At 60.8% G+C, this 26,111-nt stretch carries 23 protein-coding genes and 1 riboswitch; of the genes, 11 read left to right on the plus strand and 12 right to left on the minus strand.

The genetic code is table 11. The features are described 5' to 3' along the window. Window positions 1–44 precede the first annotated feature (44 nt). Window positions 45–214, minus strand: a riboswitch (Lysine riboswitch). 228 nt (window positions 215–442) lie between these two features. Both VXJ24_RS05145 and VXJ24_RS05150 read left to right on the plus strand, forming a co-directional pair. Continuing rightward, on the plus strand, window positions 443–997 hold the full coding sequence (locus VXJ24_RS05145; RefSeq protein ID WP_330971847.1) for a MarR family winged helix-turn-helix transcriptional regulator: 555 nt from the start codon (window positions 443–445) through the stop codon (window positions 995–997). Window positions 998–1,067: 70 nt separating this feature from the next. After that, window positions 1,068–2,264, plus strand: a complete 1,197-nt coding sequence (locus tag VXJ24_RS05150; protein ID WP_330971848.1) for a M20/M25/M40 family metallo-hydrolase — start codon at window positions 1,068–1,070, stop codon at window positions 2,262–2,264. 318 nt (window positions 2,265–2,582) lie between these two features. Here VXJ24_RS05150 and gatB read toward each other — a convergent pair whose 3' ends face one another. The 3 genes from gatB to gatC are packed head-to-tail and all read right to left on the minus strand — an operon-like array spanning window position 2,583 to window position 5,922. Further along, on the minus strand, window positions 2,583–4,112 hold the full coding sequence (gene gatB / locus VXJ24_RS05155; RefSeq protein ID WP_330971849.1) for an Asp-tRNA(Asn)/Glu-tRNA(Gln) amidotransferase subunit GatB: 1,530 nt from the start codon (window positions 4,110–4,112) through the stop codon (window positions 2,583–2,585). Then, a complete protein-coding gene (gene gatA / locus VXJ24_RS05160) occupies window positions 4,109–5,605 on the minus strand; it encodes an Asp-tRNA(Asn)/Glu-tRNA(Gln) amidotransferase subunit GatA (protein WP_330971850.1) in 1,497 nt (498 codons plus the stop codon). The genes gatB and gatA overlap by 4 nt, the downstream gene beginning before the upstream one ends. Then, window positions 5,605–5,922, minus strand: coding sequence for an Asp-tRNA(Asn)/Glu-tRNA(Gln) amidotransferase subunit GatC (gene gatC / locus VXJ24_RS05165; RefSeq protein ID WP_330971851.1), 318 nt, complete (start codon window positions 5,920–5,922; stop codon window positions 5,605–5,607). The genes gatA and gatC overlap by 1 nt, the downstream gene beginning before the upstream one ends. A gap of 411 nt (window positions 5,923–6,333) precedes the next feature. Here gatC and sufC point away from each other — a divergent pair, with 411 nt between their 5' ends. From sufC to VXJ24_RS05195, 6 genes are read left to right on the plus strand one after another with little or no spacing between them, the layout of a single operon-like run. Next, a complete protein-coding gene (sufC, locus tag VXJ24_RS05170) occupies window positions 6,334–7,110 on the plus strand; it encodes a Fe-S cluster assembly ATPase SufC (protein ID WP_330971852.1) in 777 nt (258 codons plus the stop codon). A 4-nt stretch (window positions 7,111–7,114) separates the two neighbouring features. After that, window positions 7,115–8,530, plus strand: a complete 1,416-nt coding sequence (gene sufB, locus VXJ24_RS05175) for a Fe-S cluster assembly protein SufB (protein WP_330971853.1) — start codon at window positions 7,115–7,117, stop codon at window positions 8,528–8,530. Next, complete coding sequence (locus VXJ24_RS05180; RefSeq protein ID WP_330971854.1) at window positions 8,530–9,627, plus strand: SufB/SufD family protein; 1,098 nt, start codon at window positions 8,530–8,532, stop codon at window positions 9,625–9,627. The genes sufB and VXJ24_RS05180 overlap by 1 nt, the downstream gene beginning before the upstream one ends. Window positions 9,628–9,629: 2 nt before the next feature. Continuing rightward, the gene (locus VXJ24_RS05185) at window positions 9,630–10,883 is read left to right on the plus strand and encodes an aminotransferase class V-fold PLP-dependent enzyme (RefSeq protein WP_330971855.1); all 1,254 of its coding nucleotides are present in this window, start codon (window positions 9,630–9,632) and stop codon (window positions 10,881–10,883) included. Beyond that, window positions 10,870–11,334, plus strand: coding sequence for a Fe-S cluster assembly sulfur transfer protein SufU (sufU, locus tag VXJ24_RS05190; RefSeq protein WP_330971856.1), 465 nt, complete (start codon window positions 10,870–10,872; stop codon window positions 11,332–11,334). Before VXJ24_RS05185 ends, sufU begins: the two co-directional genes overlap by 14 nt. Before the next feature lie 2 nt (window positions 11,335–11,336). Beyond that, a complete protein-coding gene (locus VXJ24_RS05195) occupies window positions 11,337–11,840 on the plus strand; it encodes an RrF2 family transcriptional regulator (protein WP_330971857.1) in 504 nt (167 codons plus the stop codon). A gap of 247 nt (window positions 11,841–12,087) precedes the next feature. Here VXJ24_RS05195 and VXJ24_RS05200 read toward each other — a convergent pair whose 3' ends face one another. Together VXJ24_RS05200 and fba are read right to left on the minus strand one after the other, a co-directional pair. After that, on the minus strand, window positions 12,088–13,371 hold the full coding sequence (locus tag VXJ24_RS05200) for a C40 family peptidase (protein WP_330971858.1): 1,284 nt from the start codon (window positions 13,369–13,371) through the stop codon (window positions 12,088–12,090). 224 nt (window positions 13,372–13,595) lie between these two features. Then, window positions 13,596–14,468 (minus strand): class II fructose-1,6-bisphosphate aldolase, encoded by an 873-nt coding sequence (fba, locus tag VXJ24_RS05205; RefSeq protein WP_330971859.1) that lies wholly within the window; start codon window positions 14,466–14,468, stop codon window positions 13,596–13,598. A gap of 351 nt (window positions 14,469–14,819) precedes the next feature. Between fba and VXJ24_RS05210 the strand changes: the two genes are divergently transcribed. Then, window positions 14,820–16,178 (plus strand): hypothetical protein, encoded by a 1,359-nt coding sequence (locus VXJ24_RS05210; RefSeq protein WP_330971860.1) that lies wholly within the window; start codon window positions 14,820–14,822, stop codon window positions 16,176–16,178. Window positions 16,179–16,316: 138 nt separating this feature from the next. Further along, complete coding sequence (locus tag VXJ24_RS05215; RefSeq protein WP_330971861.1) at window positions 16,317–17,711, plus strand: aminopeptidase; 1,395 nt, start codon at window positions 16,317–16,319, stop codon at window positions 17,709–17,711. 88 nt (window positions 17,712–17,799) lie between these two features. On the opposite strand, the gene dapD is transcribed toward VXJ24_RS05215, so the two are convergent. Then, window positions 17,800–18,510, minus strand: a complete 711-nt coding sequence (gene dapD, locus VXJ24_RS05220) for a 2,3,4,5-tetrahydropyridine-2,6-dicarboxylate N-acetyltransferase (RefSeq protein ID WP_330971862.1) — start codon at window positions 18,508–18,510, stop codon at window positions 17,800–17,802. Window positions 18,511–18,535: 25 nt separating this feature from the next. Continuing rightward, window positions 18,536–19,837 carry a diaminopimelate decarboxylase family protein gene (locus tag VXJ24_RS05225; protein WP_330971863.1) on the minus strand — a complete coding sequence of 434 codons (1,302 nt, stop codon included), beginning with the start codon at window positions 19,835–19,837 and terminating at the stop codon, window positions 18,536–18,538. Between the two features lie 192 nt (window positions 19,838–20,029). Here VXJ24_RS05225 and VXJ24_RS05230 point away from each other — a divergent pair, with 192 nt between their 5' ends. Further along, on the plus strand, window positions 20,030–21,169 hold the full coding sequence (locus VXJ24_RS05230) for an amidohydrolase (RefSeq protein ID WP_330971864.1): 1,140 nt from the start codon (window positions 20,030–20,032) through the stop codon (window positions 21,167–21,169). 94 nt (window positions 21,170–21,263) lie between these two features. On the opposite strand, the gene VXJ24_RS05235 is transcribed toward VXJ24_RS05230, so the two are convergent. From VXJ24_RS05235 to VXJ24_RS05255, 5 genes are all read right to left on the minus strand, one after another. After that, complete coding sequence (locus tag VXJ24_RS05235; RefSeq protein WP_330971865.1) at window positions 21,264–22,427, minus strand: pyridoxal phosphate-dependent aminotransferase; 1,164 nt, start codon at window positions 22,425–22,427, stop codon at window positions 21,264–21,266. A gap of 79 nt (window positions 22,428–22,506) precedes the next feature. Next, the gene (locus VXJ24_RS05240; RefSeq protein ID WP_330971866.1) at window positions 22,507–23,295 is read right to left on the minus strand and encodes an ABC transporter ATP-binding protein; all 789 of its coding nucleotides are present in this window, start codon (window positions 23,293–23,295) and stop codon (window positions 22,507–22,509) included. A gap of 4 nt (window positions 23,296–23,299) precedes the next feature. Further along, window positions 23,300–24,352, minus strand: coding sequence for an ABC transporter substrate-binding protein (locus VXJ24_RS05245; RefSeq protein WP_330971867.1), 1,053 nt, complete (start codon window positions 24,350–24,352; stop codon window positions 23,300–23,302). Continuing rightward, entirely contained in the window at window positions 24,349–25,095 is a 747-nt protein-coding gene (locus VXJ24_RS05250; RefSeq protein ID WP_330971879.1) for an ABC transporter permease, read from the minus strand. The genes VXJ24_RS05245 and VXJ24_RS05250 overlap by 4 nt, the downstream gene beginning before the upstream one ends. 82 nt (window positions 25,096–25,177) lie before the next feature. Beyond that, window positions 25,178–25,516, minus strand: coding sequence for a thiamine-binding protein (locus VXJ24_RS05255; protein WP_330971868.1), 339 nt, complete (start codon window positions 25,514–25,516; stop codon window positions 25,178–25,180). Window positions 25,517–26,111: the final 595 nt, after the last annotated feature.

The raw sequence follows: 26,111 nt of genomic DNA on the forward strand, positions 1-26,111 counted from the left end.
TACAGCAATCGCCAGCAAAGAGCACTTTGCTGGCGACCTCGGCCACATGACATAGCGCTCCTGCAGGCATTCCCGCAGACAGTCCCCGCCGTATTCCCGCGGGGCCCACCCCTTCGACATGCCTGCCGAGGAGGTTCGGCGGATTCCGCCTCCGCCCAAGGTCTTTGCCTGCCGGCTCGCCTGGGCATCATCTGTCCGCGCCTCTACCTTGAGCGCATGGTAGCACGGAGAATGGCGCTGAAAAAGGGATGCACCCTATCGGAAATAGGGATGAAACGTAGATGGTCCATGCACCTTGGGCACACCGAAAGCACGTTTGCCGAAACAAAGTGCCAAATAATGCACTCACTGCAAAAAACACGGTTTTCGTTCAATATCTCTGCCCTATTATGATACGGAGTTCCAAATGGCACTCTGCCCAGTTTCCGCTAAAGAGGTTTACATGAGATACAGCGGCACGTCTTCCATCGAATCGGTTGCTTCCAAGGTCCTGCATGCTGATGAACTGTCTGCAAAGGCAGAAGCACTGCGCGCAGACCAGTCAGAGAATGCGCCTTCCGAAGACAGCGGAGCCGAAGCGGCAAAGGCCTGCCTCGAGACATTCGAGAGCCTCTACCGCATCTCGATACCGCTGCTGCGCTGCCTTTCGCAGGGCAATGCGACCGTGCTCCTCTATCTCGACACCCATAAGCATGACACCTCTGCTGTCCGCATCGCAGAAGAGGTCGGCCTCACGCGCCCCCGCATCACGCAGATCATCGACGACCTCGAAGAGCAGGGGCTCGCAAAGCGTGTGAAGGATCCGCATGATGCCCGCAAGATCAGGGTCACGATCACGCGCAAGGGCAAGAAGCTCGTTGCCGGTACGCGCCAGAGCTTCCAGAAGATCATCGAGGACTATGGAGCGGTCATCGGCCAGGACCAGCTCGAAGAGCTCACCGGCATCCTGAACGAGACCTATGCGCTTTTGCAGGAGCTTGGACAGGTAGACGCCTAGGCTAACTGGCAGAAAAGCTTCCCTCTGCTACGATGGGGCCGACCAGTGGGAACCGGACCGGAAGGCAGATATGGACGCGAAGCTCACCGCCCTTGCAAAGGCATATGCACGCACTGTCTACGACGAGGAGATCATGCTGACAAGCGCCCTCGCCTCGCTTCCTGCCCCCTCCCACCATGAAGGCAGGCGTGCCCAGTTCGTCTGCAACTGGTTCCATGCAAACGGCGCGCCCCAGGCCTACATCGATTCCCAGAAAAACGTTATCGTGCCCATCGCCACCCGCCACAAGGATGGCTCGCCTCGTGACCTTGCGGTCTTTGCTGCGCACACCGATGTCGTGTTCCCTGACCGCGATTCCTTCCACCCCGAGGTGGATGGAAAGAAGATCATGGCGCCAGGCATCGGCGATGACACGGCCTGCCTTGCCGGGCTCCTTCTTGCGGCACGCTACCTCATCCGCCATCCCGAGATTGCAGAGCATCTCGACTGCGGCATCCTCGTCGTCGCGAATTCCTGCGAGGAGGGCCTCGGCAACCTCGATGGCACCCGCCAGGTTTTCGAGAAGCTCGGCCACCGCATCCACGAATACATCTCATTCGACCGCTACATGCCCCAGTGCTGCTCTGTCGCCGTGGGATCGCGCCGCTTCCGCATCAGCTGCCATACGCAGGGCGGACACTCCTGGGCAGATTTCGGAACGCCGAATGCGCTCGAGCGCCTCTGTGCGCTCACAGAGCGCCTCTATGCGCTCGAGCTTCCGAAGGATCCGCGCACGACGATGAACATCGGCAGGATGGAAGGCGGCACGACCGTGAATTCCATCGCCGAGGATGCGTCGCTTCTCTTCGAGTTCCGTTCGACCGACGAGAGCGTGCTCGCAGAGCTCGAGCAGAAGCTCCGCGAGATCGTCGCCTCATTTGCCGTGCCTGGCTGCACGATGGACATCTCCCCCATCGGCAGCCGCCCCGGCAACGGCGATATCCCGGAGGAGGATGAGGAAGAGCTCACGCACGCCTGCCTCGATGCGCTGAGAGAGATTGCAGGAGCTGCACCCGATACCTCCCCTGCCTCGACCGATGCGAACATCCCGCTCTCCATGGGAATCCCTGCTACCTCGGTCGGCACGATCGTCGGCGGCGGTGCCCATACGCGCGAGGAATGGATCGATGCGACGAGCCTGCCGAAGGGCTTGGCCGTCACGCTTGCCCTGATGCTCCGCCATGTCTCAACCGATGCGCTTGCAGCAGAGGAGAAGAAGGAAGCCTAGCGCTCCATCTCTTATATATGTCTTCAGACTTGACGGGGGCCCCGGACGAAATCACGGGACCCCCACTTTCCGGGCTCTTGGCAGAACCTCTGAGGTGCCGAGTACACCTCCTTGTCCTGTCTGCCCTTGCGCACTCATATGATGCCCGCATAAAGCGTTCCAAATCTTGCGCCCGCGTGAACGGCCACATTCGGCCGCAGACGGTCGATTTCCCGCTTCCATCTGTTTTGTTCGTGGCCGGCTCATGGACAAGCCGTGAACTCCATGAAAAGGGGCTGCCCCGAAGAGCAGCCCCTCGATGAGCTCCTGTCCTGAGAGCTAGCCGAGCTTTTCCCTCAGCATCTCGTTGAAGCGCTTCGGGTTGCCCTTGCCCTTCGATGCCTTCATGCACTGGCCGACAAGGTATCCCAGGACCTTCTTGTTGCCACCCTGATACTGTGCGACCTGGTCCGTGCAGCGCGAAAGCACCTCGTCGACGATGGGCTCAAGAGCGCCCGCATCGGAGACCTGGCGCATGCCGCGCCCGTCGACGACAGCTGCCGGATCCTTGTCCGTTCCATCGACCGCATCGAGCACTTCGCGTGCCTGTGCGAACGTGATTGCATCTTCTGCCAGAAGCTTGGAGAGGCTCTGGACCTGGGCAGGCTTCACGTCGGCATGCCCTGGCACGAGGTTCACCATCACATTCGCGACCGTGGGGACCGTCTTCTTGTCGGCGCCGTCAAGCGCCTCCTCGAAGAACTTCGAGACATCCGGGTCTCCTGCAAGCTGCGCGGCGTCAGCATGCTTGAGACCGTAGTCACGCTCGTAGCGTGCACACTTCTCATCCGGCAGCTCCGGGATGCGCGAGCGGCAGTCGTCGATGAAGCCGTCGGTAAGGTCGAAGGGTGCCAGGTCGGGGTCGGGCATGAGGCGATAGTCGTCTGCCGTCTCCTTGACGCGCATGACGACAGTACGGCGCTTGGAGGGCTCCCAGTGGCGGGTCTCCTGATAGATGATGCCGCCCTCCTCGAGCACCTCTGCCTGGCGGCGGATCTCGTACTCGAGTGCATCGTGGAGGCTCTTGAACGAGTTGATGTTCTTCATCTCGGTCTTCGTGCCGAGCTTCGTCTCTCCGCGGCGCCTGAGGGAGATGTTGCCGTCGCAGCGCATGGAGCCGGACTCGAGCGAGCAGTCGGAGATGCCGAGCGTGCGGAACGTCTGCTGGAGCTTCTCCATGAAGAGGCGGGCCTCTTCAGGGGTCCTGAGGTCGGGCTCCGTGACAAGCTCGATCAGGGGCGTGCCGCAGCGGTTGTAGTCGACGAATGACTCGGCAGCACCCGTGATGCGGCCTTCCTCGCCGCCCGAGTGCACCATCTTTGCAGCATCCTCTTCCATGTGGATACGCAAGATCCTGATCGGTGCCGTATAGGAGCCGTCCTCGGCGCGCTCGATCGGTGTGCCGTCAGCTGCCATATCCTCCCAGGCAGGGCGCTCCTTCGCGCCTGCTCCGTCGACGGTGAGGTCGAGATGTCCATGCATGCAGAAGGCAACCGGGCCCTGCGTCGTCTGGTAGTTCTTTGCCATGTCTGGATAGAAGTAGTGCTTGCGGTAGAACATCGAGTGCTTCATGATCTGGCAGTTCGTCGCAAGGCCGGCCATGACAATGGACTGGATGGCCTTCTTGTTCGGGACCGGCAGGGCGCCGGGCATGCCGAGGCAGACCGGGCACACATTCGTGTTGGGCGGATCGTTGTGCGAGAGGCGGCAGTTGCAGAACATCTTCGTATCGAGCGTCGTGAGCTCCGTGTGGACCTCGAGGCCGATCACGGCCTCCCAGTCCTTGAGCACCTCTTCGAGCGTCATCATCTGAGCTCGCCTCCCTTCCCGGCAAATGCAGGCGCGACGGTGCCTTCAGCCGTGAAGGCGCGCTCGATCGCGCGTGCAAACTGCAGGAGCCTTCTGTCGGAGAAGGCAGGTCCCTGGAGCTGTGCCGAGACCGGAAGCTTCGATTCTGCGCCGAGTCCGAGCGGCACGGAGATGCCGCCATTTCCGGCAATGTTGTTCGAAATCGTGAACATGTCGGAGGCATACATCTCGGTCGGATCGCTCATCTCGCCGAAGCGGAAGGCCGTGCGGGGTGCCGCCGGCATGAGTATCACGTTGCACTTCTTGTAGGCGTTGACATAGTCCTGGGTGATGAGCGTGCGTACCTGCTGCGCCGGATAGTAGTACTTGTCGTAGACGCCCGAAGCGAGGAGGTAGGCACCGAGCATCTGGCGCCTCTTCGCTTCCTCCCCGAAGCCATGGCTCCTGCTCTTGGCTGTCTGCTCGGCAAGCGTTGCACAGTTCGGCTCCTGGTAGCCATAGCGGACGCCGTCGAAGCGGGCAAGGTTCGAGAATGCCTCGCAGGGGGCGATCACGTAGTAGGCGGCAATGGCGGAGCGGATGTTCGGAAGATCGACCTCGACGACAGAGGCACCCTGGTCCTTGAGCGCTGCGATGGCACCGGCAAGCGCATCCTTCACTTCCTGCGTGAGGCCAGGAGCATCCATAAGCTCGGGGACGATGCCGACAACCTTGCCCTCGATCGGGTCCTCGAGATGCTCGAGGAAGTCGACCGGGCAGTTCTGGCTCGTCGAGTCATACGGGTCGCGTCCAGGACCGGTAAGCGCATTCATCGCAAGTGCGACATCGGCGACGCTCCTGCCGAAGGGGCCGACCTGGTCGAGCGAGGAGCCGAAGGCGACGACGCCGTAGCGGCTCACGGCACCGTAGGTCGGCTTCATGCCGACAACGCCGCAGAGGCTTGCCGGCTGGCGGATCGAGCCACCCGTATCGGAGCCGAGCGAGAGCGTGACCTCGCCTGCAGCGACCGCTGCAGCAGATCCGCCCGAGGAGCCGCCCGGCACCCTCGTCGTGTCCCACGGATTGTTCGTGCGGTGGAAGGCGGAAGACTCCGTCGAAGAGCCGAATGCGAACTCGTCCATGTTCGTCTTGCCGACAGGCGTCGCTCCTGCATCGAGCATGCGCTGGACGCAGGTTGCCGTGAACACGGACTCATAGTTCTCGAGCATCTTCGAGGCGCACGTCGTGTGCGTGCCGACAAGATGCATGTTGTCCTTGAAGGCGCAGGGGACGCCGGCAAGGATGCCGAGAGGCTCCCCCTTCGCGCGTGCCTTGTCTGTGCGCTCGGCAGCTGCAAGCGCGAGGTCTGCCGAGATCTCGAGGAAGGCCTGGATATCGCCTTCGCGCTTGTCCACTGCGTCGAGCGTCGCCTTCGCGACCTCGGTTGCGCTGAAGGAGCCATCCTTCACGCCCTGGGCAATCTGGGATGCCGAGAGCTCGTCGATGTCTGCCACTAGCGGTCTCCTTCCTCATCGCCCAGGATCGAGGGGACCCTGAAGTAGCGCTCGTGCACCGAGCCGGCATTCTGGAGCGCTGTATCGATATCGAGATGGCGGACGGAATCGTCGACGATATCCTCGCCCATCACATTCGAGAGGTCTCCAATGGGGTGGAAGGTCGGCTCCACCCCCTCGAGGTCGTATTGCCGGATAGGCGCAAGCATGTCCATTGCATCGTTCATGTACTGCGTCATCTCGTCGAGCTCGTCAGGGGTCAGATGGATGCGGGCATAGTCCGCAATCCCTGCCACATCTTCTCTCGAAAGAGCCATGCGGTATTCCTGCCTTTCGGTCTCGTGTGCGTTCTGATTGCTTCAACATTCTATAGCGGAAGGAGCGGACATCCGCACGCTGCAACCGCACTGCAACGTTTCGGGACCCATCCAGATGGCCGGATTTCCGTCAAAGCCCCTGCATTGTGCACATTCGGAGAATGTGTCCTCAATTGGTCGCAATTGGCCGGTATAGAAATGGAATGAGGCGGTAAAATACCCAAAGTACGGTAGGAATTATGAAAGACGCCCCGTACAAGGCGTGCAGGGACCATGATGCCAGCACTTTGCAGGCTTTGTTCGGAGCTTGTCTCCTAAATACCCCTACGAGTACTATGAATTGGTCAGAGGGGGCTGCACACCGCAGCCGGAAAGAGACCGGAAGGCCTCGCGAGCGTTTTGGAGAGAACTATGTCCCAGACTCTGCTCCAGGTGAGCAATCTTTCAGCGGGCACCGAAGACAAGCCCATCCTGCACAATATCTCGCTCGAGGTGGGTGCAGGCGAGACCCATGTCCTCATGGGCCCGAATGGCGCCGGCAAGTCCACGCTCGGCCATGTGATCATGGGCGACCCGCAGTATATCGTGAGCGAAGGCAAGATCGTCTTCGACGGCCAGGACGTGACCGAGCTTGCTGCTGACAAGCGCTCGCTTGCCGGCATCTTCCTCTCCTACCAGGCACCGGTCGAGGTCCCTGGCGTTCCTCTCTACACGTTCCTGCGCACAATCACGCAGATGCGCCCCGGGCTCAAGACGACAGCACGCAAGTTCCGCCAGCGCGTGAACGAGATTGCCGATGAGCTCGATATGGACGAGTCGTTCCTGACGCGCGAGCTCAACGTCGGCTTCTCCGGCGGCGAGAAGAAGAAGATCGAGATGCTGCAGCTCCTGCTCCTGAAGCCGAAGCTGGCCATCCTCGACGAGACCGATTCCGGCCTCGACGTCGACGCCCTGAAGATCGTCTCCAAGGGCATCGAAGCCTACCGCAGGGACTGCGACGGCGCGCTTCTCATGATCACGCACAATACGCGCATCCTCGACAAGCTCTCTGTCGACCGCACCCATGTGATGGTCCACGGCAACCTCGTGGAAGAGGGCCCCGCCGACCTCATCACCGAAATCGACACCCACGGCTTCGGCCGCTTCGAGCAGGCACTCGAGAACTCCGAGAAGTCCCAGGAGGCGTGAGGCTGTGAGCGAGAAGAAGACACAGGTAGCGGATATCAACCGCTCCCTCTATGATTTCGTGAAGCCGGAGGAGGGCTACGAGCGCTACGCGAACGGCCTGACGCCGGATATCGTGCGTGCCATCTCCGAGAAGAAGGACGAGCCCGAGTGGATGCTCAAGAAGCGCCTTGAAGCGCTTGAGCTCTTCCAGGACATGAAGATGCCGGCAAACTGGGGCCCCTCCATCGCCCGCCTCGATATGGACCACATCTCCACGTATGTGAACCCGAAGACAAAGCAGGCCAGGAACTGGGACGACGTGCCGAAGGACATCAAGGACACGTTCGAGCGCCTCGGCATCCCGCAGGCAGAGCGTGACAGCCTCGCCGGCGTCGGCGCCCAGTACGACTCCGAGATCGTCTACCACAACATGCGCGACGAGGTCGCGAAGTACGGCGTCGTCTACACGACGATCGAGGATGCCATCCACGATCCGAAGTGGGAGCCTGTCGTTAAGCAGTACTTCGGCACGCTGATTCCGCCCACCGACCACAAGTTCGCAGCGCTCCACTACGCAGTCTGGTCCGGCGGCTCATTCGTCTATGTGCCGGCAGGCGTCACGGTCGAGTACCCGCTCCAGAGCTACTTCCGCCTGAACGCTTCCGGTGCCGGCCAGTTCGAGCACACGCTCATCATCGTCGAGCCCGGCGCGAACCTCCACTTCATCGAAGGCTGCTCGGCACCCAAGTACTATGAGGCAAACCTCCACGCCGGTGCCGTCGAGCTCTTCGTGAAGGATGGCGCACGTCTGCGCTATTCGACGATCGAGAACTGGTCGAAGAACATGTACAACCTCAACACGAAGCGCGCGACGATCGGCAAGGACGCCACGATGGAGTGGGTCTCCGGCTCCTTCGGAAGCCATGTCTCCTACCTCTACCCGACGACGATCCTCGCAGGCGACCGCTCGCACTGCGAGTTCACGGGCATCACGTTCGCAGGCGCCACGCAGGACCTCGACACCGGCTGCAAGGTGATCTTGAACGGCCGCGACACGACCGCTTCCGTCGAGACGAAGTCCATCTCCAAGGACGGCGGCATCAACACGTTCAGGAGCTCGGTCGTCGTTGGCAGGCACGCAGAGCATGCAAGGGCTACGGTCTCCTGCCAGTCCCTCATGCTCGACGACATCTCCCGCTCCGACACGATTCCTGCCATGGACGTGCGCTGCAGCTCCGCTTCTGTAGGCCACGAGGCAACGATCGGCCGCATCTCGGACGATACGATCCTCTACCTGATGAGCCGCGGCTGCTCCGAGCAGGAGGCAAGGACCATGGTCGTGAACGGATTCGCGAACCCGGTCTCCAAGGAGCTCCCGCTCGAATACGCCGTCGAGATGAACAACCTGATCAAGCTCGAGATGGAAGGAGCGATCGGCTGATGGCAGACACGCAAGAAGCGCTCACCACGCTCTCCCATATCAATGTTCCGCCTGCGCAGACGTGGAACTACCTCAAGATCGATGAGACTTCGCTTACGGTCCCTGCCGCCAAGGCGACAGGCGATGTCTATGCACGCCTCCCCCGTCTCTTCGATGCCCTTGAGTGCGGCATCGGCGAAGAGGCCGTCTCCTGGATCGAGGACGCTGCCAAGGACGCCACCTATATCGAGGTGCCGGCACACCATAAGCGCGAAGAGCCCATCGTCTGCGTCGTCGACGGCGACAAAGGCGAGGTAGCCGATACCGGCATCATGGTCCGCCATCACGCCGAGGCGACGATCGTCATCGTCTCCCGTGGCGAAAAGGCAGATGCAGCTACCTCTGCGAACCTCGTGCGCGTCGTTGCAGAGCACGATGCCCAGGTCCATATCATCGAGATCATGGCGCTGCCTGAAGAGCACCAGCATCTCGAAGGCATCGGCATCCGTACCGCAAGGAACGCTGTCGTCGATGTGCGCCAGTATGCGCTCGGCGGCGCAAAGGTCGCTGCCGGCCTGGCCGCTGACCTTGCCGGGGACAACGCCCGTTTCGACCTTGTGAGCCGCTACCTCGTGCGCGGACATGAGGAGCTCGACCTCACCCACACGGTGCGCCAGCGCGGCTGCAGCACCCGCTGCGACATGAACGCCTCCGGCCTTCTGGCAGACGCTGCCAAGAAGACCCTGCGCGAGACGATCGACCTCGTGCATGGCGGCAAGGGCTCCAAGGGCAACGAGCTCGAGACCGTGCTTGTCGAGGGCGACGATATCGTCAACAAGACGCTTCCTGTCATCCTCTGCGACGAGGAGGATGTCCAGGGCAACCACGGCGCCTCGATCGGCTCGATCAGCCCCGAGCAGGAGATGTATCTCGCTGCCCGCGGCCTCGGCGAAGACGGCGTCTCGAAGCTCTTTGCCCAATCCATCTTCGACGATGCCCTCATCCATGCGCCGGAGACGGCATCGCGCGAGGCGCTTGGCACCCGCATGAAGGCTGTGCTCAGCGAGGACGCCCTGGCAGATGCCCTGGCTGGACTTGCACTCGATAAGGAGGACTGATCATGGATATCGCCGATATCGCATCGAACCCGTTCAGGCAGGACTTCCCGCTTCTCTCAGCACAGCCCGGCCTTGCCTTCCTCGACTCTGCGGCCACGGCACAGCGCCCTGCCTCCGTGCTCGACGCCCAGCGTCACTTCTATGAGACGATGAACGCCAATCCCCTGCGTGGCCTCTACAAGCTCTCTGTCAAGGCGACAGAAGAGATCGACAAGACCCGCGAGCACATTGCCCGTTTCATCGGCGCCGTGAACGAGAAGGGCGAGCCCCAGGGCTCCGAGATCGTCTTCACGCGCAATGCGACCGAGGCCCTGAACCTTGTCGCCTGGACGCTCGGCCGCACGGTCCTGCATGAGGGCGACGAGGTCGTCGTCTCCATCATGGAGCACCATTCCAACATCATCCCCTGGCAGCAGGTCTGCGCCGCTACAGGCGCCACGCTCAAGTACCTGCGCTTCGATGATGACTTCCGCTTCACGGAAGAGGAGCTCGAGAAGAAGATCGGCCCGAAGACGAAGATCGTGTCTGTGACGCAGGTCTCCAATGTCCTCGGCGTCGAGAACCCGATTGCCGACATCGCGAAGCATGCGCATGCGGTCGGTGCCTACATGGTCATCGACGGCGCCCAGTCCGTCCCGCATGTGAAGGTCGATGTGAAGGCGATGGATGCAGACCTTCTGGCCTTCTCCGGCCACAAGCTCGGCGGCCCCATGGGCATAGGCGTCCTCTGGGGCAAGGCAGACATCCTCGACAAGATGCCTCCGTTCCTCACAGGCGGCGAGATGATCGACTCCGTGACGGAGCAGGCCGCTGTCTGGGCGCCGGTACCGCAGAAGTTCGAGGCAGGCACGCAGGATGCTGCCGGCATCTATGCGACGGGTGCTGCGATCACCTACCTCGAAGACCATGACTTTGCAGCGCTCGAGACCCGCGAGCGCAAGCTTGCCCGCTACCTCACCGAGAAGCTCGAAGAGCTTCCCTTCATCGAGATGGTCGGTCCTGCCTCCCCTGACCGCCATGTCTCTGCCATCTCCTTCAATGTGAAGGGCATCCACCCGCATGATGTGGCATCGCTGCTCGATATGCGCAATGTCTGCATCCGCGCAGGCCATCACTGCGCGCAGCCGCTCCTGACCTCTATGGGCATCTCGAGCTGCTGCCGCGCCTCTGTTGCGTTCTACAATGAGAAGAAAGACATCGATCAGCTGATCGATGCACTCACATTCGTTTGGCAGGTGTTCCATGGAAGCAACTGATCTCTACAACGCCGAGTTCATCGACCATGTCGCCCATCCGGACTACAAGTACCAGATGAACGACCCGAGCATCGTGCATGAGGGCATCAACCCCTCCTGCGGCGACGATCTCACGCTGTCTGTGAAACTCGGAGATGACGGCAAGATCGAGGAGGCCGCCTATACGGGCCACGGCTGTGCCGTCTCCCAGGCTTCGGCCGACATGATGAGCGACCTTATGGTCGGCAAGACCCCCGAGGAAGCCATTCATCTCTGCGAGCTCTTCATGGGCATGGTTACCGGCAAGGTGACCGACGATGCGGAGCTCGACGAGCTCGACGAGGCAGCAAGCCTGAAGTCCGTCTCCCACATGCCGGCACGCGTCAAGTGCGCCGAGCTCTCCTGGAGGACGCTCGAGGAGATGCTCAAGGGGAACACTTCCCAGGCTTCCACGACGGAGGACAAGGACTGATCATGGCGGGGAACATGTTTTCCACCAAGGGCCGCTACGCCCTGCGTGCCATGGCAGACCTCGCCACACATGATGGCTGGGTCTCTCTCGGCGATGTCTCGAAGCGCCAGGGCATCTCGAGGAAGTACCTCGAGCAGGTCATTGCCCTCATGCACAAGGCAGGATACGTTGAGAGCCAGCGCGGCAAGGGAGGCGGCTACCGCCTCACGAGAAAGCCTGAGGACTACACGCTCGGCGAGATCCTGCGTGCAGCCGAAGGCTCGCTTGCCCCTGTCGCCTGCCTTGACTGCAGCACAGGAGATATCTGCTCGCACCTCAAGGACTGCCCCACGGTCATGATCTACCGCGATCTCGGCAAGGTCACCTCGGAGTACCTCGACTCGAAGACGCTGCGCGATATCACGCTCTCGGCAGGCTTCACGAAGCTCACGCCGGAAGAGCTTGCGCTGCGCGAAGCGGAGGAGAAGCTCGAGGAGCGTGACGCAAAGAAGGGCAAGGAGAAGTAGCCTTCCTTGAAGCAGCCTCATTGCATGCTGCAGGGCCCGGAGCAGCCGCTCCGGGCCCTTCTTCTATCAAAGAGGCAATCTCTCCCCATGCAGGCCGCATCGATGCTCTCGCATGCTCTCAGAGCCTCATGCTGCATACACCATGCATGATCCGAAGCTCGATGAGCAGGACTATCGGCACATAGGAAAAGGCACGGAGGAGCAGATGCCCCTTCCGTGCCTTTCTGCATGTCTCTTAGAAGAGATCCTAGCGGTAGGTGCCGACCATGATATAGCCGCCCCACACCCCTTCGGTCCTGACATAGACGCCAGGATACGGTGCATGGAGAATCGTGTTGTTGCCGACATAGATGCCCACGTGGCCGGAGTACCAGATGAGGTCGCCCGGCTGTGCCTGGGACAGCGGGATGGACGTGAAGTAGGCCATCTGTGCATCGGAGGAGTGCGGCAGCGAGATGCCAGCTGCTGCGTAGGCGACCATCGTGAGGCCGGAGCAGTCATAGCCGGAAGCAGAGGCGCCGCCCCACACGTACGGCGTGCCAAGCGCGCCATAGGCAACGCTCAGGATTGCAGAGCGCTGGGCGCTCGTGAGACCACTTGCAGACATATCGCTCGAGCTGCTGCTGTACGACGGTGTCGGAGGTGTAGACGGCGTGCTCGGCGTAGACGGCGTGGACGGAGTCGATGGGGTGGACGGCGTCGTATCCGTGTTCGTATTGGTGTTGGTATTGGTGCCGCCATCGGTGTTCGAGCTCGTGCCCGAAGCACCATTGTCAGATGTTCCGCCATTGCCCGTCGTAGCCGCATCGGACGAAGTGCTGTTCGAGGAGGAATCAAGTGCAGCCTGTGCGAGTTCGGAAGCATTGGCACCTGCATTGGCTGCGGTCTGCTGTGCGGCGGCAGCCTGTGCGTCGGCCTCTTCCTGTACAGCCGCCCTCACCTCATCGGAAAGGGATGCCACATAGGACTGCTGGTCGGAAATCTGGGACTGCAGGGACTCGGTCTGGGAAGACTTCTGTGCGACAAGCGACTCCTGCTGGCTCTTCTGTGCCTCGAGTTCGGACTGCTGGTCCTTGAGCTCGTTCTGGAGCGTCTTCACCTGGCTGATAGCATTGGCGTCGGACTCTGCGACCTTGTCTGCATAGTAGATGCGGGAGAACAGGTCCTCGAAGCTGTCAGAGTCGAGCACGAGGGAGACGAGATTGACGCCGCCCGTCTTGTAGTTCGCGGAGACTCGCTTGCCGAGCGTGGCCTGAGCCTGCGAAAGCTCTTCCTGCTTGGAAGCGATATCGGAGTTGAGCTGATCGATCTTCGACTGGGTGTCGTTCAGCTGGACGACGGTATTGTTGAGGTCCTCCTGTACAGCTGCCAGCTGGTAGCCCATCTGGGAGAGCTGAGAGTTCGCCTCATCGAGCTGCGTCTGCAGCGTCGCCGAGTCTTCGGCAAGGGCAGGAACAGAGATTGCCCCGAGGGTACCGCCGAACGTCAGCACGGAAGCGATTGCAAAAGCAACAGTCTTTCTGCGCGTCATGAAGCCCCTTTCGGTCATCATTCGTCCGAGAACATGATGTCCTCCGGCGTATACTAACGGTCTCAAGTCTAGCAGCATCGATTTTCAATGGAACCCTTTTGGGGCAATTCGAAGAATCCTGCGAACGTCTTCAACATACCTGAAATAGTATCTCGACATGAAAAAGGGGGCCGCACCGAAGTGCAGCCCCCTGCTCTGCGCCTGATTGGCACTGGGTTTGAAGCTTACTCCCAGCCCTTGCCCACGGAGCCGAACTCCTCCATGAGCTCCTTGGTGCGGTCGATGACGGCCTGCTTGCCAGGAGCGAGGAGCTTGCGCGGATCGTAGCCCTTGCCCTGCTGATCCTTGCCAGCCTCGATGTACTTGCGGGTAGCCTCAGCGAAGACGACCTGAAGGTCGGTGTTCACATTGACCTTGGAGACGCCGAGGGAGATTGCCTTCTTGACCTGGTCGACAGGAATGCCGGTGCCACCGTGAAGGACGAGCGGAAGATCGCCGACCTTCTCCTTGATGGCTGCGAGGGCGTCGAACTGCAGGCCCTTCCAGTTTGCCGGATAGAGGCCGTGGATGTTGCCGATGCCGCAGGCGAGGAAGTCGACGCCGAGGTCAGCGATGACCTTGCACTCCTCAGGATCTGCGATCTCGCCCATGCCGGTGACGCCGTCCTCGGTACCGCCGATGCCGCCGACCTCAGCCTCGATGGAGATGCCCTTCTGGTGGGCAAGCTTCACGAGCTCCGTGGTGTGCTCGACGTTGATGTCGAAGGTCTCCTCGTGGGAGCCATCGTACATGATGGACGTGAAGCCAGCGTCCATTGCCTGGAAGCAGGCCTCATAGGTGCCGTGGTCGAGGTGAAGGGCCACAGGAACCGTGATGTTCATATTCTTGACGAGGTGGTTGACGATAGCAGCAACGACGTCGTAGCCGCCCTGATACTTTGCTGCACCCATGGAGCACTGGATGATCAGCGGGGACTGCTCCTCCTCAGCTGCGGTCAGGATTGCCTGGGCCCACTCGAGGTTGTTGGTGTTGAAAGCACCAAGGCCGTAGTGGCCCTTCTCGGCGGACTGGAGCATGTGCGTTGCATTGACAAGCATTGTTACCTCCGTTTGACAGAGCTGCAAACACTGGACAATTCAGATTTTACCGCTTTGCAGCACCTTTCATGCGCTGCAGTCAATACTGCATAAGATTTCGCCAGAAGGCGGCACAGGCCGAGCCAGAAGTCCTTCCCGAGCATAGAATCGCTTTACTTATGCACTGCAAAGTTGCAGGTAGACTTCCGTTTTGTCAAGATTTGCTGACGCTTTCATAGAGCAGCTGTAGAGAGTGGGCACGCCCTCCGTTTCTGCCTACTTTTTTGTCACACGCCGCCGCTATACTGAACGCTCCGAAAGACAACGACCCCTTGTCCATGGAGCCCATCCCTTTCCAAGGAGGCAGTATCCGTGTCTTACGAAGACAATGATGGCAAGACCCAGGTCTACAATCCCCAGGCCTATGGTTCGAACGATAGAACACAGACATTTAGTGCAAGCGACGAGACCCAGCAGGCAACGGTAGTAGATGCTCCGGCACTCCATGAGCTCTTCCCGGAGCACAAAGACGCTGATGCGACCGTCGTGGCACCGGGTGCCCAGGCAGCACGCATCCGCACCGCACATGCGCAGCATTCCCCCTACGCCTCTCAGGCGACGCAGAACTACGCCGCCCAGAACCCCTACGGTGCGACGCAGAACTTCGCTTCCCAGAACCCCTACGGCGTCCAGGCAACGCAGAACATCTCCTCCCAGAGCCCATATGGCCAGGGCGGAGACGGAAACGATAGCGGCGATGGCAAGAAGGACAAGGGGATGTTCAGCGACATCTCGTTTGCCCAGGTGACCGCAACGGCGCTTGCCGCTGTCACCTCCACCCTCCTCTCCTCCCAGATCGGCATCGCCGGCTCCATCATCGGCGTCGGCCTCGGCGCTGCCGCCTCTGCGGTCGCGACCTCGATCTATAAGAACATCCTTTCCCGCTCTGCCGACAAGCTCAAGAGCCTCAAAGACAGCGGCGAAGAGCAGATCGAGGGTGTCATGGACTCCTCCGAGCTCGGAAGCTATGAGATCGGCCCCGACGGCCAGCGCATCGCTTCCGACTCCATGCTTGCGGCAGCCGACTCCCAGCGCAAGCGCCAGAAGCGCATCGCTATCGCTGTGACCTCCATTGCCGCTGTCGCCGCCGTCGCAATCGGCGCAGCTGTGATCAATGTCGCGACCGCAGGAAACGGCCTCGGCACGAAGACGACATTCGCCGCTCCTGCCCAGCAGAGCGAGAGCGCAGACGACACGAAGGCAGACGACCAGAAGACCGACGACAAGAAGACGGATACGACGTCTTCCGACAAGAACGCCACATCGTCTTCCAAGACATCGAACTCCGGCACGGGCACTACCTCGTCTACGAACTCCGGCACCTCGAGCACCGATGCGAATGATGAGAGCGCTTCTGGCACGAGCTCCTCGTCGAACAGCGGCACGTCAGGCACGGGCACGTCGAGCTCCACATCAAACAATTCAGGCTCCTCGAGCTCCAGCTCTTCGAGCTCGAATTCCGGCACGTCGAACTCTTCGAGCTCGAATTCCGGCACATCCTCTGATTCCTCGAGCTCGAACAGCTCCTCAAACTCAGGCACGAGCTCGGGTTCCAGCTCGACGGACAGCTCCAAGAGCTCGAGCAGCACGTCTGGCTCCGGCACACCGGGCACAGGCACGACCAGCTCCACGACGACCAGCTCCACGACGACAAGCTCCACGAACTCATAGCAAGCTGCCACAGCCTGGCATATCGAGGGCTGCATCTTTCGGGATGCGGCCCTTTTCTGTGCACAGCGCAACGCTCCTGGTTCCTGTGGCACAATGGATGCAGTTTTTATAAGCATCCATCAGCCGGAAAGAGGTTCCATGGAACGACCGAACGCATGGAAGGAATCGACGCAGGACGAGCGCCAGGAGGCGCTGCGTTTCTGCGAGGGATACAAGGCATTCATCAGCCAGAACAAGACCGAGCGCGAGTGCTGCGCGGCAGCAGCTGCGCTGGCAGAAGGGCAGGGCTACCGTGCACTCGATAGCCTCATCGCCGAGGGAGCAAAGCTCGTCTCCGGCGACAAGGTCTATGCCACGAACCACGGCAAGGCGCTCCTGCTCCTCGAGGTCGGCACGAAGCCTCTCGAGGAGGGACTCAACATCCTCGGCGCCCACATCGACTCGCCCCGGCTCGATGTGAAGCAGAACCCGCTCGAGGAGAAGTCGGGCCTTGCCTACCTTGACACGCACTACTACGGCGGCATCAAGAGCTATCAGTGGACTGCGCTGCCGCTCGCCCTTCACGGTGTCGTCTGCAAGAAGGACGGCACGAAGGTCCAGATCGCGCTCGGCGAAGACCCGTCCGACCCCGTCTTCTGCGTGACCGACCTTCTCCCCCATCTCGCGAAGGACCAGATGTCCAAGAAGGCAGCGGAAGCTGTCGAAGGCGAGATCCTGGACCTTCTTGTCGGCAATGAGCCGCTTGCCATCGAAGGAGACGCAGACGAGGCGAAGGACCCTGTCGCTGCACACGTCCTCTCGATCCTGAAAGAGCGCTACGCAATCGAGGAAGAGGACTTCCTCTCGGCCGAGCTCGAGATCGTGCCGGCAGGCGCTGCCAGAGACCTTGGCTTCGACCGCTCGATGATCCTGGCCTATGGCCAGGACGACCGCGTCTGCAGCTATCCGTCCCTTCTGGCCCAGCTCGAGAATCCGGTACCGGCACGCACGGCCGTCACGCTTCTCGTCGACAAGGAGGAGATTGGCTCTGTCGGCGCAACGGGCATGACGAGCAGCTTCTTCGAGGACACGATTGCAGAGGTGCTGGCACTTGCGGGCGAGACCTCGCCGCTTGCCTTGAGGCGCTGCCTCAGGCACTCCCGCATGCTCTCGAGCGATGTATCGGCCGGCTTCGATCCGAGCTTTGCCTCGGTCTTCGAGACGAAGAATTCCTGCTTCCTCGGGCGTGGCCTCACGTTCAACAAGTACACAGGCTCGCGCGGCAAGGCTGGCTCGAACGATGCTGACGCGGAGTACCTGGCCCAGGTCCGCGCTGCCATGGACGAGGCAGACGTCAAGTGGCAGACAGCCGAGCTTGGCCGCGTCGACGCCGGTGGCGGCGGCACGATTGCCTACATCCTTGCCAAGTACGATATGGATGTCGTGGACTGCGGCGTGCCCGTGCTCTCGATGCATGCACCTTGGGAGGCAACGTCCAAGATCGACATCTTCAATGCCTACAAGGGCTACAAGGCCTTCCTCAAGACCGAGTAGAGCCATCTATGCATAGATAGGAAGAAGCGCTCCTGGAGACCACCTCCGGGAGCGCTTCTCTTTCTATCTGCAGCAAGTATCTGAAAAACTAGAGCGTCCTCAGCGCATCGACGAGCGCCGTCTTGCCGGCCGTCTTTGCGTCCTTCATCTTGATGACCTTGGCGGGGCAGCCAGCAACGACCGCTCCTGCCGGGACATCCTCAATCACGACAGCGCCGGCAGCGACGACGGCACCCTCGCCGACATGGACGCCTTCGATCACGACGGCGTTGGCGCCGATCATGACATTGTCCTCGATGATGACAGGGGTGGCAGAGGCAGGCTCGACGACGCCTGCAAGCACGGTTCCGGCACCGATGTGGCAGTGTGCGCCGACGGTGGCGCGGCCACCCAGGACGGCACCCATATCGATCATCGTGCCCTCGCCCACGACGGCACCGATATTGATGATGGCACCCATCATGATGACGGCGTTGTCGCCGATCTCGACCTTCTCGCGGATGATGGCACCCGGCTCGATGCGGGCATTCACGCCTTTGAGGTCGAGAAGTGCCACGCCGGAGTTCCTGCGGTCGCACTCGATCTCGATGTCCTCGATCTCTTCTGCATGCTCCTCGACGACGGGGGCAAGCTCTGCCCAGTCGCCGAAGACAATGGCGGTCTGGCCAGCATCGAAGACCTTGCTGTCTCCCCAGTCGAGCCAGTCCATCTCTGCCTCAGGCGCAAGCTTTATATAGAGCTTCACGGGCGTCTTCTTCGGAGCCGTAGCGATGTAGTCGATGATTTCCTGTGCGTCCATGGACGCTCCTTCCTGTCAGATACGTCTATTCTTCGTTATCCAGCCTATGCTCGATGGCCTCGAGCCTCTTGAAGACCGGCAGCACATCGAGCGTCGCGAAGTAGTCGAGCGGCGTCTCGGCACGGCGGATGAGCTCGACCGAACCGTCCTCCTTGAGCAGGAGCTCTGCCGAACGGAGCCGGCCATTGTAGTTGTAGCCCATCGAGTGGCCATGCGCACCCACATCGTGGATGAAGAGGAGGTCGCCCACCTTGACAGGCGGCAGCGCCCTGTGCGTCGCAAAGCGGTCGGAGTTCTCGCAGAGCATGCCCGTCACGCTGTAGCGCTCCGTTGCTGGCACATCCTCTTTCCCCATGACCGTGATGTGATGGTAGGCCCCATAGAGCATGGGGCGCATGAGGTTTGCCGCACAGGCATCGACACCCACATAGTCATCGTAGATATGCTTCATATGGAGCACTCTCGTGACGAGTCCCGCGTAGGGACCCATCATGAAGCGGCCAAGCTCGGTCGCGACAGCGACATCCCCCATGCCTTCCGGTACGAGGATCTCGTTGTATGCCTCCTCTACGCGCCTGCCGATGAGCGCGATATCGTTCGGCTCCTCTTCGGGCTTGTAGGGAATGCCGACGCCGCCCGAGAGGTTCACGAGCGTGACCTTCACGCCGAATGCCTTCTTCAGCTTCACGGCGAGCGTGAAGAGCAGACGTGCGAGCGCCGGGTAGTAGTCGTTCGTGACCGTGTTGGAGGCAAGCAGGGCATGGAGGCCGAACTCCTTGACGCCAGCTTCGGAGAGCTCGCGCACGGCTTCGAAGATCTGCTCTTCGGTCATTCCGAACTTCGCATCCTCAGGAGAGCCGAAGATGCCATTTGCGAAGGCAAAGTCGCCGCCTGGATTGAACCTCAGGCTCACGAACTCAGGAAGCGGATTTGCCACCTTCTTCAGGAGCGCGATATGGGAGATATCGTCCAGATTCACGCCGGCACCGAGCTTGACGGCGTAGGCCATCTCCTCTTCCGGCGTATCGTTCGAGCTGAACATGATATCGCGGCCCGTGATGCCCAGAGCCTCTGCGAGCATGAGCTCTGCCTTGCTCGAGCAGTCGACGCCGAAGCCATACTCATGGAGCATGCTGATGAGGACAGGATTGGGCGTCGCCTTGATTGCGAAGAACTCCTTGTAGGCAGGATTCCACGAGAAGGCATCCTTGACGCGCTCGGCGCAGTCTCTGATCCCTTTCTCATCGTAGATATAGAACGGTGTCGGATAGCTCTTCGCTATCTCTTCGAGCTGCTCCTTCGTCGCGAAGGGATGTTTGGTCTGCACGCGGCGCCTCCCTGGATGCCTGATGTGGCTATCGATATGCACCTGCAATCGTATACGCATCCGATTATAGGGAGCGGGGCCAGAATGCTCCCGTCCCTGTAACAGAATGGATGCGCGGCGCCCACAGCGGCCCCACACGGCTGCATCACAATGGATGCAGCAACCTATCCATAGCACGGAAGGACCTTGCCTATGTCCAAAGAGCCGACTGCAGCAGACCTGCGCCAGTGGCGGCGCGACCTGCACCAGATACCAGAGACCGATTTCGACCTGCCTGAGACGCTTGCCTATATCGAGCACGAGCTCGAAGGCGTGAGGGATGCCCTCGTAGCCAGTGGGCAGAAAGCTGAGATCCTCCACCCCTGCCGCTCCACTGTCTGCCTCTTCCTCGACCGCGGAAGCGAGCACACGACAGCCCTCCGCTCCGATATGGATGCCTTGCCTGTCACAGAGACGACCGGCGTCCCCTTTGCCTCGACGCATCCGCACAAGATGCACGCCTGCGGACATGACGGACACATGGCAATGCTTCTGGGACTCGCACACCATATTGTCGCCTGTGCAGATGAGCTTCCCCGTTCGGTGCTCCTTGTCTTCCAGCCGGCAGAGGAGACGACGGGAGGTGCCCGGATTGTCTGCGAGTCGGGCATCTTCAGGAAGGTCCATGCGGACAGGATCTTCGGCTTCCATCTCTGGCCCGATCTTCCGAAAGGCACGCTTGCCTCGAAGCCAGGACCTCTTCTGGCAGGCTCGCATGAGACCGACGTCACGTTCCTGGGCAAGGCGTCCCATATCGCGAAAGCAGACCAGGGAGCAGATGCCCTCTCTGCTGCCTGTCGCTTCCAGCGTGCGGCTGCAGACCTCCTCGAGGAACGCAGGGCAGTGGAGCCCTGCATCCTGAAGTTCGGCCGCATGGAGGCGGGTTCTGTCAGAAACCAGATTGCCGATACGGCTAAGCTCGAAGGCTCCTTGCGCATCTTCTCCGACGCAATGGACACGCGCCTTCAGGACGAGGTCAAAGATCTCGCTGCCAGAGCCGCAGAGGACGAGCGCTGCACCTCCGAGGTCCACTTCTCCCAGGGCTATCCCCCGGTCACGAACGACCCAGGCCTCTTCCAGAAGGCGCTTGCCGCGCTTCCCGAGCTCGAGCTTCTGCCCGAGCCGCTCCTTATTGCCGAAGACTTTGCCTGGTACCAGCGCTACCTTCCCGGCGTCTTCCTGCTTCTCGGCACCGGCGAGAAGACGCCGCTCCATGCTGCAGACTTCAACTTCGACGAGTCGATCTTGACGGTGGGCCTTTCTGCCTACGAGCGCCTGATCCGCATGCCATAAGGGCGGACGGCAAGGACAGCAGAAAACACGAGAGGGCAGCCGGCTGGCTGCCCTCTCTTCATGTCCATCTGCTTTTCTGCTCCAGCTTGCGAACTCAGATCCTCTGCAGGCTTCCCACGAAGGACGCAAGACGGCGGAGACCCTCCTTGAGCGTCTCCTCGTCTGTCGCATATGAGATGCGTACATGGCCGGCACAGCCAAAGCAGGTGCCCGGCACGAGGGCAACCCCTGCCTCCTTGATGGCACGGGTGCAGAAGCGCTCCGCACCGATATGGCTCCCATCTGTATCTGCAAGCCCTGCGACCGATGGGAATGCATAGAAGGCGCCTTCTGGCACGACGCAGGGAAGGCCCATTTCCTGGAGCGCCGCAATCGTGCTGTCGCGCCGCCTCTCGTAGCTCTGCCTGAAGGGCTCCACATCGCTTGCCAGCGCCCTGGCAGCGGCATCCTGCGTGAATGCGACGACGCTCGAGATGGCATACATGTGGACCATCGAAAGGGCAGGCATGAGGGGCTCTGGCGCCGCAAGCCACCCCAGGCGCCAGCCAGTCATGGCATAGGGCTTCGAGAAGCTGTTCACGACGATTGTCCGGTCCGCAAGCTCCGGATAGCTCTCGGCAAAGCCCGTGAACTCGTCCGCATAGACAAGCCGCTCATACACATTGTCGCAGATCACATAGAAGTCATGCTCACGGGCCAGCTCAGCCACAGCAGCCAGGCTTTCCTTCGTGAGCACGGTGCCTGTCGGATTCAGGGGCGAGTTCAGGATGATGGCCTTGGTCTTGGGGCCCACAAGAGCAGCGAGCTTTTCCTTCTCTATCTGGAAGCTGTCCTCTGACGTATCGAGCGTTATGGGGTTCGCGCGGCAGATGCGCGCGATTGCATCGTAGAGGAGGAATGCCGGCGTGGGGATGATGAAGTCATCGCCCGGCTCCAGAATCGTCGTGAGGATCGTATAGATGGCCTCGGTCGCGCCCGAGGTGACGATGACCTGCTCCGGCGAAAACGCAAGGCCGCGCCCTGCCATGTAGGATGAGATGGCTTCCCTGAGCTCAGCTGTGCCATTGTTCGGCGGATAGTGGGTCTTGCCCTCTTCGAGCGAATGTGCAACCTCTGCACGGATGGGAGCAGGCGTCGTCTCCCCCGGCTCGCCGAGCGTGAGCGAGATGCACCCCGGCGTCTCATGCGCGAGACGTGCAAACTGGCGGATGCCCGAAGGCTTGAGCGTGGAGAGCGCCGAATTGAGCGTAAGCGGCATGAAAAAGTCCCTTCATCGGATATGGACATCCATTATCCTCCGAAGGGACCTTGCGCACATCAGATCGCTGACACTGCCATCAACTTGTAGCGTTGGCACCCAGAAGCTCGAGCACCTGCTTCTTGCAGGAGAGGAAGTCATCTGTGAGCGCGAAAGCAGAAGCGGAGAGATCTCCTCTTGGCACGGCAATCTCGCCGACAAGGTGGCTCGGCCTGCCTTCTGAGGGGTTGCCGCCGAGGACATAGATCCTTCTCGCCATGCTCACTGCCTCGTCGACATCGTGCGTGATCATGAGGGTCGCATATCCGAGCTCCTCTGCCATGCTGCAGTACCAGCTCCTCATGTCTGCTCTCGTCAAGGCGTCCAAAGCGCTGAACGGCTCGTCCAGAAGCATCACATCGTTGCCCATGAGGTAGGTGCGCAGGAACGCCGCACGCTGGCGCATGCCGCCCGAAAGCTCCGAGGGCCACTTCTTCTGCGTCCCCTCAAGGCCGAAGCGGCCAAAGAGCGGTGCCGCCTTCGCACGTGCCTCCTCTTTCTTCATGCCTCCGAGCACGAGCGGCAGGGAGACATTGTCCTCGATCGTCTTGTGTGGCAGCAGGAGATCCTTCTGGAGCATGTAGCTCACCTTGCCCGGATGCCCCGTGATGTCTGTCCCATGCAGGAGCACGCGGCCCGCATCGGGAACGGTGAGTCCTGAGAGAGCATGGAGGATCGTCGTCTTGCCGCAGCCGGAGCGTCCGACAAGGCAGACGACCTCTCCTGGCGCTACCGACATGCTCACATGAGAGACGACTGCATGGACCCCATCCCAGGAAAGGACGAGATCGTCGGCTTCGAGCGCTGGCGTGTTTGCGGATTCTGCCATGGCCTCAAGCCTCGAGGTAGTCCATCGTCCAGCCAGCATTGACATCGAGCTTGTTCGTGACAAGGTCGTTGTCGTTGAGCCACTGGAAGTAGGCTGCCCAGCGGTCGGCGTCGATGACGCCCCAGGAGGAGGCATCTGCCTGGTACTGGCCAGCAAGATAGGTCTGGCTCTTCTTCACGAGGGCAGAGTCGAGCTCCGGCACCTCTTCGAGCAGGATATCCGCCGCCTCGTCCGGATTCTCGATTGCGTACTCGTAGCCCTTCTTCGCCGCGCGCACGAAGGCAGCAACCGTATCCGGGTTCTCCTTGCAGAAGTCGTTGTTCGCAGCGAGGACCGGCGTATAGAAGTCGAAGACCGGATCCATCGAGATGAAGCTGAAGTAGTTCACCGGATAGTCCTGGACCGCAGCATTCTGCACAGCCCATCCCTCATAGACCCAGACGCAGTCGAACATGTTCGCCTTGAGGCCACTGACCTCGTCGTCCACGGAGTAGGCAACCATCTTGAGCTTCGAGAAGTCGCCGCCGTCTGCCTCCATGACCTGCTTGATCGTCGCCTGCTCGACCGGCATGTCCCACGTCGCATAGACATGGTCTTCCATCTTCTTTGCGGACGTGATGCCATCCTCCTGGCGGCTCATGATGCCAGAGGTGTTGTGCTGGATGATGGCAGCGACTGCCTGGATCGGAAGCGGATTGTCAGAGGCAAGGGCATTGGCAATGTAGTCCTGGTAGGAGACGCCCATCTGCGCCTGGCCCGAGCCGATCAGGGCCTCTGCCGTATCGTCTGCCGGCTGGATGATCGAGACATCGAGACCTTCATCGGCAAACCAGCCCTTCTTCTGGGCGACGTAGATGCCGGTGTGGTTCGTGTTCGGGGTGTAGTCGAGGCAGAAGTCGATATGCGTCGTTTCGGATGAATCCGAAGACGAGGAAGCAGACGAGCTCTGCGACTGGGACTGGGCACCGGAGTTGTCATAGGATCCGCAGGCGGCAAGAGCGCTCGTGCAGGCAAGGGCGCCTGCTCCCAAAAATGCGCGGCGGGAGAGATTCTTCATTTTCTGTTCTTCCTTTCTGCCTTGAGCCAAGGCATGGTGAGTTTCTGGAGTGCATCGACGCCCTTCATGAGGAGAAGGGAGAGGGCCGAGATCAGGATGATCACGGCAAACATGCGGTCATAGGAGAACGACTTCCTGACGCGTGTCATGTACACGCCGAGTCCGCTGAAGCCGCCGAGCCACTCGGCGATGACAGCACCGACGATTGCGTAGGTAGCTGAGATGCGAAGGCCGCTATAGAACTCATTCAGGGCTGCCGGCAGCTTCACCTGCCAGAAGATCTGCCAGCGGCTTGCGTTCATCGTGCGCATGAGGTCGAGGAGATCGGGGTCGACCGAGCGAAATCCCGAGACGAGCGAGACCGTCACGGGGAAGAAGGTGGAGATAACGACGAGGACGATCTTCGGGGCAAGGCCGTAGCCGAACCAGAGGACGAGAAGCGGCGCGATTGCGACGGTGGGAATCGTCTGGCTGATCGTGACGAGAGGATTGAGCGCCAGTGCCACGCCCTCGAAGCGGTCCATCAGCACTGCCACGACAAAGCCGACGGCGACGCCGATAACGAGGCCCAGGATGGACTCGACAAGCGTCGTCACGGAGTGCGAGGCAAGAAGCCCTGCATCGGTCACAAGCGCCGTGATGACCTGGGTCGGGCTCGGCAGAAGGAAGTTCGGGATGAGGCCGACCACGACGACAAGCTGCCAGATTGCAAGGATCGCCAGTATCGTCAATGCAGGAATCATGACGGCACGGCGGTGCGCACGCTTCCTGCGCTCGGCAAGCAGCTCCTCTGCCTTCTTCTCCGTCTCTTCGGAGACATCCTCGCTAGGCAACGTCTTCGCTCCTGTCCCGGAACTCGCTGTCCGTGGGATGGTACTTCCCCACCTTGTGCTCTGTGGTCATTACGTCGCCCTCGGAGCGGTAGTCGATCTTCACATAGGTCGCCACATGCTTGCAGCCGGCCTTGGCGCCGACGAGCTGGCACTGCTTCACGATCTCCATGCACTCGTCGTAGTCGCCCTCGATAGCGGTCTCGAAGGGCCCTACGAAGTAGTCGATGCCCGTGGAGTCGATGTAGGCGATGACCGCATCGACGATGCGGCACACCTCTTCATCGGTTGCCGCATCGAGCGGCAGATACTGGATTGCGACAGAGCAGTTCATGCATATCCTTTCCGGGCACCAAAAAGGCGCCCTACATCTCGTAAGGCGCCCGAACACGTTGCTCTGGTCCCTACGCCGGCATTATCCGGATCAGGTAATTGGGTCGTGGCAGGAGGTGCCACCTCTCAGCCGGGCCATAGCCCCAGCTCCCCCATGTCAAGGCCATTATAGCGCGCGCACAGTCCATCACAAACACCCAGGTAGATTGGGTCATATGACTGTTTGCGAGCTCAATTACAGACTTCATACGAACGGTTCCGGAAGTCAGCTGTACATGTACAGATGGACGGCGGAACCTGTGCGCGGCGGCCGGAGAGGCCGGCCAGACGACGTGCAGGAATAAGCTGACATCGCATGTCCGGAAGATCCAGGAAGAAAGGGAGGAAGCCCCCAGTCCAGGGCATATCTGAGTCTGACGAAGCCGGAGAGGAGGCTGGTCGAGGAAGGCCTCGACCGCGGCAACAGCTGCATCCGTTCGGCTAGCTGCAGGAATCCTGACCTGCCCCCCGGAGTGTACGGATGACAGGTGAAATCAACCCCGGCAAGCGCAGCGCCCATCGAAGCCGCCATCAGACGCAAGCTCCCCATGACATAA

Source organism: Olsenella kribbiana, from assembly GCF_036408795.1.
GTDB classification, from domain to species: domain Bacteria; phylum Actinomycetota; class Coriobacteriia; order Coriobacteriales; family Atopobiaceae; genus Olsenella_L; species Olsenella_L kribbiana.

Coding starts and splice junctions, on each gene's coding strand:
- VXJ24_RS05255 (WP_330971868.1), bottom strand. CDS start 25,516: ATGAACTGCTCTGTCGCAATCCAGTATCTGCCGCTCGATGCGGCAACC.
- VXJ24_RS05240 (WP_330971866.1), bottom strand. CDS start 23,295: ATGGCAGAATCCGCAAACACGCCAGCGCTCGAAGCCGACGATCTCGTC.
- gatC (WP_330971851.1), bottom strand. CDS start 5,922: ATGGCTCTTTCGAGAGAAGATGTGGCAGGGATTGCGGACTATGCCCGC.
- dapD (WP_330971862.1), bottom strand. CDS start 18,510: ATGGACGCACAGGAAATCATCGACTACATCGCTACGGCTCCGAAGAAG.
- sufC (WP_330971852.1), top strand. CDS start 6,334: ATGTCCCAGACTCTGCTCCAGGTGAGCAATCTTTCAGCGGGCACCGAA.
- VXJ24_RS05150 (WP_330971848.1), top strand. CDS start 1,068: ATGGACGCGAAGCTCACCGCCCTTGCAAAGGCATATGCACGCACTGTC.
- VXJ24_RS05195 (WP_330971857.1), top strand. CDS start 11,337: ATGGCGGGGAACATGTTTTCCACCAAGGGCCGCTACGCCCTGCGTGCC.
- VXJ24_RS05235 (WP_330971865.1), bottom strand. CDS start 22,427: ATGCCGCTTACGCTCAATTCGGCGCTCTCCACGCTCAAGCCTTCGGGC.
- VXJ24_RS05230 (WP_330971864.1), top strand. CDS start 20,030: ATGTCCAAAGAGCCGACTGCAGCAGACCTGCGCCAGTGGCGGCGCGAC.
- VXJ24_RS05180 (WP_330971854.1), top strand. CDS start 8,530: ATGGCAGACACGCAAGAAGCGCTCACCACGCTCTCCCATATCAATGTT.
- VXJ24_RS05200 (WP_330971858.1), bottom strand. CDS start 13,371: ATGACGCGCAGAAAGACTGTTGCTTTTGCAATCGCTTCCGTGCTGACG.
- VXJ24_RS05245 (WP_330971867.1), bottom strand. CDS start 24,352: ATGAAGAATCTCTCCCGCCGCGCATTTTTGGGAGCAGGCGCCCTTGCC.
- VXJ24_RS05145 (WP_330971847.1), top strand. CDS start 443: ATGAGATACAGCGGCACGTCTTCCATCGAATCGGTTGCTTCCAAGGTC.
- VXJ24_RS05215 (WP_330971861.1), top strand. CDS start 16,317: ATGGAACGACCGAACGCATGGAAGGAATCGACGCAGGACGAGCGCCAG.
- VXJ24_RS05250 (WP_330971879.1), bottom strand. CDS start 25,095: ATGATTCCTGCATTGACGATACTGGCGATCCTTGCAATCTGGCAGCTT.
- VXJ24_RS05185 (WP_330971855.1), top strand. CDS start 9,630: ATGGATATCGCCGATATCGCATCGAACCCGTTCAGGCAGGACTTCCCG.
- sufU (WP_330971856.1), top strand. CDS start 10,870: ATGGAAGCAACTGATCTCTACAACGCCGAGTTCATCGACCATGTCGCC.
- fba (WP_330971859.1), bottom strand. CDS start 14,468: ATGCTTGTCAATGCAACGCACATGCTCCAGTCCGCCGAGAAGGGCCAC.
- gatB (WP_330971849.1), bottom strand. CDS start 4,112: ATGATGACGCTCGAAGAGGTGCTCAAGGACTGGGAGGCCGTGATCGGC.